Annotated in this window: 7 protein-coding genes; 1 reads left to right on the top strand and 6 read right to left on the bottom strand. The window is 76.7% G+C overall.

The window, feature by feature from the left end; all coding sequences use genetic code 11:
- From RIF68_RS19910 to RIF68_RS19935, 6 genes are all read right to left on the bottom strand, one after another.
- On the bottom strand, nucleotides 1-1,219 hold a 1,219-nt coding region (locus tag RIF68_RS19910), incomplete at its 3' end, for a hypothetical protein (protein ID WP_309052639.1).
- Nucleotides 1,216-1,998, bottom strand: coding sequence for an ABC transporter ATP-binding protein (locus RIF68_RS19915; protein WP_309052640.1), 783 nt, complete (start codon nucleotides 1,996-1,998; stop codon nucleotides 1,216-1,218). The genes RIF68_RS19910 and RIF68_RS19915, both read right to left, overlap by 4 nt.
- Complete coding sequence (locus RIF68_RS19920) at nucleotides 1,995-2,870, bottom strand: zf-HC2 domain-containing protein (protein ID WP_309052641.1); 876 nt, start codon at nucleotides 2,868-2,870, stop codon at nucleotides 1,995-1,997. Before RIF68_RS19920 ends, RIF68_RS19915 begins: the two co-directional genes overlap by 4 nt.
- Nucleotides 2,867-3,418: an RNA polymerase sigma factor gene (locus RIF68_RS19925; RefSeq protein ID WP_309052645.1), complete on the bottom strand. Its 552-nt coding sequence runs from the start codon at nucleotides 3,416-3,418 to the stop codon at nucleotides 2,867-2,869. Before RIF68_RS19925 ends, RIF68_RS19920 begins: the two co-directional genes overlap by 4 nt.
- A gap of 387 nt (nucleotides 3,419-3,805) precedes the next feature.
- Nucleotides 3,806-4,321, bottom strand: a complete 516-nt coding sequence (locus RIF68_RS19930) for a hypothetical protein (protein ID WP_309052642.1) — start codon at nucleotides 4,319-4,321, stop codon at nucleotides 3,806-3,808.
- Between the two features lie 196 nt (nucleotides 4,322-4,517).
- Nucleotides 4,518-4,757, bottom strand: a complete 240-nt coding sequence (locus tag RIF68_RS19935; protein WP_309052643.1) for a hypothetical protein — start codon at nucleotides 4,755-4,757, stop codon at nucleotides 4,518-4,520.
- Between the two features lie 439 nt (nucleotides 4,758-5,196).
- Here RIF68_RS19935 and lon point away from each other — a divergent pair, with 439 nt between their 5' ends.
- Nucleotides 5,197-7,611 carry an endopeptidase La gene (gene lon / locus RIF68_RS19940; RefSeq protein ID WP_309052644.1) on the top strand — a complete coding sequence of 805 codons (2,415 nt, stop codon included), beginning with the start codon at nucleotides 5,197-5,199 and terminating at the stop codon, nucleotides 7,609-7,611.
- Nucleotides 7,612-7,657 lie beyond the last annotated feature (46 nt).

The raw sequence follows: 7,657 nt of genomic DNA on the forward strand, positions 1-7,657 counted from the left end.
CGTCGCAGGCCCGCGCCAGCAGCTGCCCCACCGCCGCGTGGCGAAAAATGTCCGGTCGCGTGAGGCGCCCCCGGACCGGCGCATGGGCCCCGTCCGCGATCTGGACGTCTCCCCGCCGGGGCTCCACGGGGCCGACGGCCCACCGGGCGGGTGCCCCCGGCAGACCCCGCAGCCGTTCGTTCACCGGCGCGAGCGCCGCCGACACCGCCGGCAGCAGCCTCCCGTCGAGGACCGTCACGCACACCCGCGGCACACCGCCGTCGCAGACCGCCCGGGTCGCCGCCGGGTCGCGGCGCCACGGCCCGTCCTCCGGCGGCAGCCGCAGCACCAGGCCCGCCGCCGCGACCGCGACCGCGAGCGGAACCAGGGCCAGGGCGCGCGGCCGGACCGTACGCGCGCCGCACGCGAGCAGCGCGGCGCAGGCCAGGCCCGCCGTCCAGGCCATCGACGCCGGAGCGAACCACCACACAGGCCGCATCCAGGCGGTCGAGGAGTCGGCGGCGGGACTCAGCCAGCGGGCCGCCGACAGGGTGTACGTGCCGGCCGCGAGGCCCGCGTAACCAACGATCCCCAGCACCGGGGCCGTCAGCCGCCACGGCACCAGCCGTCCCACCACATGGCCCAGCGCCCCCAGGGATCCGACCGCGACCGCGTCCGCGAGGAGCAGCGCCAGGGCGGGCCGGCCGCCCGACACGTACGGCCGGGTCGCCAGCAGACCCACCGCGTCGGCCAGGAGCACCCCGGCGGCCGGCCACAGGGCCGACGGGGCCGCCGCGATCAGCAGGCGGCGCAGCGGCGAGCGCGGCACCGACTCCCACAGCTCGGCCGTCCCGCGCCGCCGGTCCCGTCCGCCCTGCCGGCAGCCGGCCGCCAGCGCGAGCGGCCCGCCCAGCAGCCCGGCCGCCAGGTGCAGCAGATCCGTCGCGTCGGACCAGCGCCCCTGCCAGGCCGGTGCCTTCCCGTACATCGCGACGAGGACGGTGAGCGCGACCGCCGCGCCGGTCCAGGGCCCGAGCCCCCGCCGCAGCTCGGTGACGAGGGGCGGACGCGGGCGAGCGGCGGACGGGTCCGACGGAGCGGGGCGGTGGTTCCCGGCGAGCCCGGGCGCGGCCGTGGCGCGGGTGGCTTCGGCCCCGCCCCGGCCGGGCTCCGGGGACTCCCCGGCCCCGGAGCCGGAGGTCCCGGTCCCGGGCGGGCCGCCCGGCGGCAGGGTGGTCATCGTGCCGCCCCCACGCGCTCCCGGTGGGCGCGGAGCGCCGAGGTGTAGCCCCGTTCGATGGGGCTCGTCGCGGAGCCGGTCGCCTCCCCGTCCGTACCGAGGGCGGTGAGGGCCGCCGTCGTACCGCGCCAGGCGAGGCGGCCCGCCTCGACGAGGGTGACCTCGGCGCAGGCGGCGGCCACGTCCTCCACCAGGTGCGTGGAGACGACCACGGTCGACCTCTCGCCCACCTCCCGCAGCAGGGCCCTGAACTCGACCCGCTGTTCCGGGTCCAGACCCGCCGTCGGCTCGTCGAGCAGCAGCAGGTCCGGCTCGTTCACGAGGGCCTGGGCGATGCCCGCCCGCCGGACCATGCCGCCGGAGAGGGACCTCATCCGCGCGTCGATCCGGCCGCCGAGGCCGACCCGTTCCACCGCCCGCTCCACCGCCGCCGGGATCCGCTCGGACGGCACCTCCTTGAGCCAGGCCACGTACGCCACGAACTCCCGCACGGTGAAGCCCGGGTAGTACCCGAACTCCTGCGGCAGATAGCCGAGCCGCCGGCGTATCGCGGTCCGGTCGGCCGGGCGCGCCGCGTCCCGGCCGAGCAGTTCCACCCGGCCGGCGGAGGGCGCCGCGACGGTCGCGAGCACCCGGATGAGGGAGGTCTTCCCGGCGCCGTTCGGCCCGAGGAGGCCGTGCACGCCGGGGGTGAGGGACAGGTCGAGCGCGTCGAGCGCGACGGTACGGCGGTGGCGGACGGTCAGTCCGGTCACCGCCACGGTGGTCGGCCGGTTCACCGGGGCTCCAGGTGGTCGAAGGAACGCCGCCGCAGCGCGAGGAGACCCCCGCAGACGACGGCCGCGGCGGCCCACGCGCCCTGCGTGGCGGGGCCGGAGAAGTACGGGGCCAGGGCGGCCGCCCCCGCGCCGCCGAGCAGCGGGCCCGCGACCGCGAGCAGCCAGCCGCCGCCGAGCGTCAGGGCGGCGGCCCGGCAGCCCGTGAACGAGCCCAGGGCCAGGACGCCGAGGGTCAGCGCGAGGCCCGGCAGCAGCCAGGCGGCCGCTCCGGGCAGTCCGGCCACAGGAGGCAGCAGCGCCCCGCCGGCGGTCAGCACGGGAAGGCAGAGGGCGAGCACGGCGGCGGTGCGCGTGAGCAGCAGGCGCAGTCCGCCGACGGGCGTGGCGGCCGTGATCTCGTACAGGGGGTCGGCGTGACGGCCGTACGAGACGGCGACCCCGGCGACCGGCAGCAGCGGGGAGACGGCGAGCAGCCAGCCGCGCGCACCCGCCACGCCCGCGCCGTGCGCGAGCGCGAACGCCGCGGTGAGCACCAGGGCGACCGCCGCGAGCCAGGGCCCGCGCAGTGCGGGCCCGACGGCCCACCAGAGGCGGGCCCCGCGGCCGAGGACAGCGACAGGCCCCCGCCCGGCCGGCACGGCGTCCGGCTCCCGCGCGGCCGGGGGAAGAGGGGCCACGGAGTTCAGGAGGTCGGTGCGCAGGGCCGCCAGGGCGGGGCCGGCCGGTCCCGTACGGACGGCGGCCGAGACGCGCGCCGCGCAGGGCCCGCAGCTCTCGACGTGCTTCTCCACGGACCAGGCGTCCGGCTCGGGCGCGGCGCCCGTGGCGTACCGGAGCGCCAGCGCGTCGGTGACGTGCCAGGCGGCGGTCATGCGGTGCCTCCCAGGGGCCCCAGGGGGGACGGCCCGAGGACCGCCCGCAATTCGCGGCGGGCGCGCCGGGCGCGGGTCTTCACGGTGCCCTCGGGGATGCCGAGCAGCCGGGCGGTCTCGCGGGTGGTGAGGCCGTCGACGACCGTGGCCCTGAGGACCTCCGCCAGTTCGGGCGAGATGCGGTCGAGGGCGGCGCCGACCTCCCCGTACTCCAGGCCGGACAGCACCCGCTCCTCGGCGGAGGGAGCGGCCACGGCCGGTTCGGGCGGCGCGGCGGCGGGCCGCTCGCCCCGGGCGGCGCGGGCCTGCGCACGCTTGGCGTCGACCAGCCGCCGCGCGGCGATCACCCACAGCCACCCGCCGGCCTCACCCCGGCCGCGATGCCCACCGGCCGAGCGCCACACGGTGACGAACGTGTCCTGAAGGACCTCCCGGACGACCTCCTCGTCAGGGCAGCGCCGGGCGAGCCGGGCGTACAGCCAGCCCGCGTGCCGGTCGTACAGCACGGCCAGCGCGTCACTGTCCCCCCGGGCGACGGCGCGCAGCAGCGCGGCGTCCTCGGCGGGCTCGCCGTACGGGTGTTCCGGGGCCGGGGGAAGGGGGACCGAGGGGTCGGCGGACGGCGGGACGGGGTGCGGCCGCGCCGGGGCGGTGCTTCCCCGGACGGGTTCGGCACCGGCCGCACGTCCGCGGCCGGACGGCCGGTCCCGCGGTTCCCCGGGGGACGGCGGCTCCGTGGCCGGCCCGCGGTCGTGGGGAAGCGCGGCGCCCGGCGGCCCGCCGCTCCCGCGCGCGGCGCCCACCACGGCCCGCGCCTCCGCCTCGTCGCCCCTTCGGGGGCCTCCCCCTGAGGGGCGCAACAGTCTCACGCCCTGTCTATCGCCCGGCGGGGCCGCTTCGGTTCACGGCGGGCCGCCGTCCCTCCCGGCAGGGGCTCAGGGGCCCGTCGGCGGACCGCCCTCCGGGAGGGCGTCGAGGACGCGCCGCAGCGCGGGCGGTACGGCGCCGTCGGTGGCGACGACGCGGTGGCCTCGGTGGTCGACGGCGTACTGGAAGCCGTCCCGGACGGGTTCGCCGGTGGGCCGGGCGGGCACCCGGTCGTACGCGGGGTCCTCCAGCGCCGCCCGCAGCCGGGCCACCTCGTCGGGGGTCATACGGCCGCCGCGCGGCTCCTTCGTGCGCGAGTGCAGGGTCCAGCCGCCGTCCTCGTGCACGACCAGCCGGTTGCGCACCCCGGCGAAGCCGCCGGTGACGGCGACCTCCACCAGCACCTCCTGGCTGCTCGGCTCCTGGCGCGGCGGCGAGGCCTGCCCGGTCGTCGTCGTGGGGCCGGGCGAGGAAGACCCCCCGGGCGAGGACGGCGCCTCCGACCCGCAGCCGCTCACCCCCGCGGCCACCACCACCGCCAGGAGCAGGGCCCCGCTCCACCGTGCCCGTACGCGTCGCGTCATGGTCCGAGCATGCCTGCTCCGGCCCGCGCTCGCCCGCGATCACGGAATGTTCCTCCCGGCACGGCTCCGCGTGCCCACCGCTGGTGAGGGAGCAGGCGCCGTGTCGAAGTTGACCACGCGTCGCGTCGGCTCCTTGGCCGCTGGGGCCCCGGCTTCCGCCGCTGCTGGGAAGGCAGGTCGGCAACGGTTCAGTCGCTCACTCAGCCGGGCGCCCCCGGGTGATCGCCCGGTCGGCGCTGACCCGATCGGCGACGGAGAAGTCGGTGTCGCGGTCCGGGCGGGTCGCGTGCCCGAAGACGTAGGTCGGCATGTGGGCGACGTCGGGTCGGCCGTCGGTGAGCGCGATGTCATGGAGACGCCGGCCCATGCCTTCCAGCTCGGCCGGGCTCGTCGGCCGGAGCGGACGAACGTCGAGGCCGTGTTTCCGAGTCCCCACGCCAGATCTTGCGGCCCGGCACGAACGATGGGCCAGGACAGCGCCCGTCCCTCCCTCTTCTTCCGTCCACCGGCGGACGGTGGCGGGGCAGCCGGCTCGGTGGCATGTGACGGAGGCGCGAGCGCCGAGGGCGCCCCCGCAGCCGCCGCGGTTCCGTGTACGGCGGAACGGAGACGTCCATGGGCTCGTACCCCCAGCACATGGAACAGCTCAGGTGGCCGCCGCGTTGCCTTCCCCACCGGCCCCGTCCCGTTCATCAGCGGTCAGGGCCCGGCGAACGCGGTCGGCAGCTCCCGGGACGGCCGGCTCCAGCGGGTGGTGCCGGTGGTCGTCCGGCACCCGGGCGGTGATCGCTCAGAGCGAACACCGGGTGGGGAACATTCACCCGCTCATGAGCATTGAGTCCGTACAGCTCAACTTGACTGCCGAAGGGGAGATCATGGCTTCTGAGTCCAAGGTGACCGCGCCGCTCACTCTGCCTGTGCTGCCGCTCGACGACGAGGTCGTGCTGCCCGGGATGGTCGTGCCGCTGGACCTGTCCGACAACGACGTACGTGCCGCCGTCGAGGCCGCCCAGGCCGCGGCCCGCCCCGGGACCGGCAAGCCCCGGGTGCTCCTCGTGCCCCGGGTCGACGGCACCTACGCCGCCACCGGCGTCCTCGGGACCGTGGAGCAGGTCGGGCGGCTCGCCGACGGCGACCCCGGCGCGCTCGTCCGGGGGCGCGGCCGGGTGCGCATCGGCGCCGGTACGACCGGGCCCGGCGGCGCCCTGTGGGTCGAGGGCACCGCGGTCGAGGAGACCGTGCCCGATCCGCTGCCCGGCGCCGTGGCCGAGCTCGTCAAGGAGTACAAGGCGCTGGCCACCAGCTGGCTCAAGAAGCGCGGCGCCTGGCAGGTCGTCGACCGCGTCCAGCAGATCGACGGCGTCGGCGCCCTCGCCGACAACTCCGGCTACTCGCCCTTCCTCACCGTCGAGCAGAAGGTCGAACTCCTGGAGACCGCCGACCCGGTCGCCCGCCTCAGGCTCGCCACCGCCCAGCTCCGCGAACACCTCGCCGAGCAGGACGTCGCCGAGACCATCGCCAAGGACGTCCAGGAGGGCGTCGACAAGCAGCAGCGCGAGTTCCTGCTGCGCCGTCAGCTCGAAGCCGTACGCAAGGAACTGCGCGAGCTGAACGGAGAGTCCGAGGGCGACGAGTCCGACGACTACCGCGCCCGCGTCGAGGCCGCCGACCTGCCGGAGAAGGTGCGCGAGGCCGCCCTCAAGGAGGTCGACAAGCTGGAGCGGGCCAGTGACCAGTCCCCCGAGGGCTCCTGGATCCGCACCTGGCTCGACACCGTCCTCGAACTGCCGTGGAACGAGCGGACCGAGGACCAGTACGACATCCCCGGCGCCCAGGCGATCCTGGACGCCGAGCACGCCGGCCTGCAGGACGTGAAGGAACGCATCACCGAGTACCTGGCCGTGCGCAAGCGGCGCGCCGAGCGCGGCCTCGGCGTCGTCGGCGGCCGCCGCGGCGGCGCGGTCCTCGCCCTCGTCGGCCCGCCCGGCGTCGGCAAGACCTCGCTCGGCGAGTCCGTGGCGCACGCCATGGGCCGCAAGTTCGTCCGCGTCGCCCTCGGTGGCGTACGGGACGAGGCCGAGATCCGCGGACACCGGCGCACCTACGTCGGCGCCCTGCCCGGCCGCATCGTCCGGGCGATCAAGGAGGCCGGGTCCATGAACCCGGTGGTGCTGCTCGACGAGATCGACAAGGTGGGCTCCGACTTCCGGGGCGACCCGGCGGCCGCCCTCCTGGAAGTCCTCGACCCGGCGCAGAACCACACCTTCCGCGACCACTACCTGGAGGTCGAACTCGACCTCTCCGACGTCGTCTTCCTCGCCACCGCCAACGTCCTGGAGGCGATCCCGGAGGCGCTGCGCGACCGTATGGAGCTGGTCCGGCTCGACGGTTACACGGAGGACGAGAAGGTCGTCATCGCCCGCGACCACCTGCTGCCGCGGCAGCTGGAGCGGGCCGGTCTGGAGCCCGGTGAGGTCGTCCTGGAGGAGGCCGCCCTGCGCAAGCTGGCGGGCGAGTACACCCGGGAGGCCGGTGTCCGCACCCTGGAGCGGTCCGTGGCCCGGCTGCTGCGCAAGATCGCCGCCCAGCACGAACTGGGCGAGCGGGAACTGCCCTTCACCGTCACCCCGGACGACCTGCGGGGCCTGATCGGCCGGCCGCACCACGTGCCGGAGTCCGCCCAGGACCCGGCCGAGCGGCGCACGGCGGTCCCCGGCGTCGCCACCGGACTCGCGGTGACCGGCGCGGGCGGTGACGTCCTCTTCGTGGAGGCCTCGCTCGCCGACCCGGAGACCGGCGCCGCCGGGCTGACCCTCACCGGTCAGCTGGGCGACGTGATGAAGGAGTCCGCGCAGATCGCGCTCTCCTTCCTCCGCTCGCACGGCGCGGAGCTGGAACTGCCCGTCACCGGCCTCAAGGACCGGGGCGTGCACATCCACTTCCCGGCGGGCGCGGTCCCGAAGGACGGGCCGAGCGCGGGCATCACCATGACGACCGCGCTGGCCTCGCTGCTCTCCGGGCGGCTGGTCCGCACCGATGTGGCCATGACGGGCGAGGTCTCCCTCACCGGCCGGGTCCTCCCGATCGGCGGCGTGAAGCAGAAGCTGCTCGCCGCGCACCGGGCGGGCATCACCACGGTGGTGATCCCCAAGCGGAACGAGGCCGACCTGGACGACGTCCCGGCCGAGATCCTGGAGAAGCTGGAGGTCCACCCGGTGACGGACGTCCGGCAGGTCCTGGAGATCGCGCTGGCACCGGCCGAGGTGCCGGTCGGGGCGGTCGCGGCCTGACGGCCCCTGACGGTACGGCGGCGGGGCGCCTCCCCGGAAGGGGGGG

Source organism: Streptomyces sp., assembly GCF_031178505.1.
In the GTDB taxonomy this organism is placed as follows: Bacteria; Actinomycetota; Actinomycetes; order Streptomycetales; family Streptomycetaceae; genus Streptomyces; species Streptomyces gulbargensis.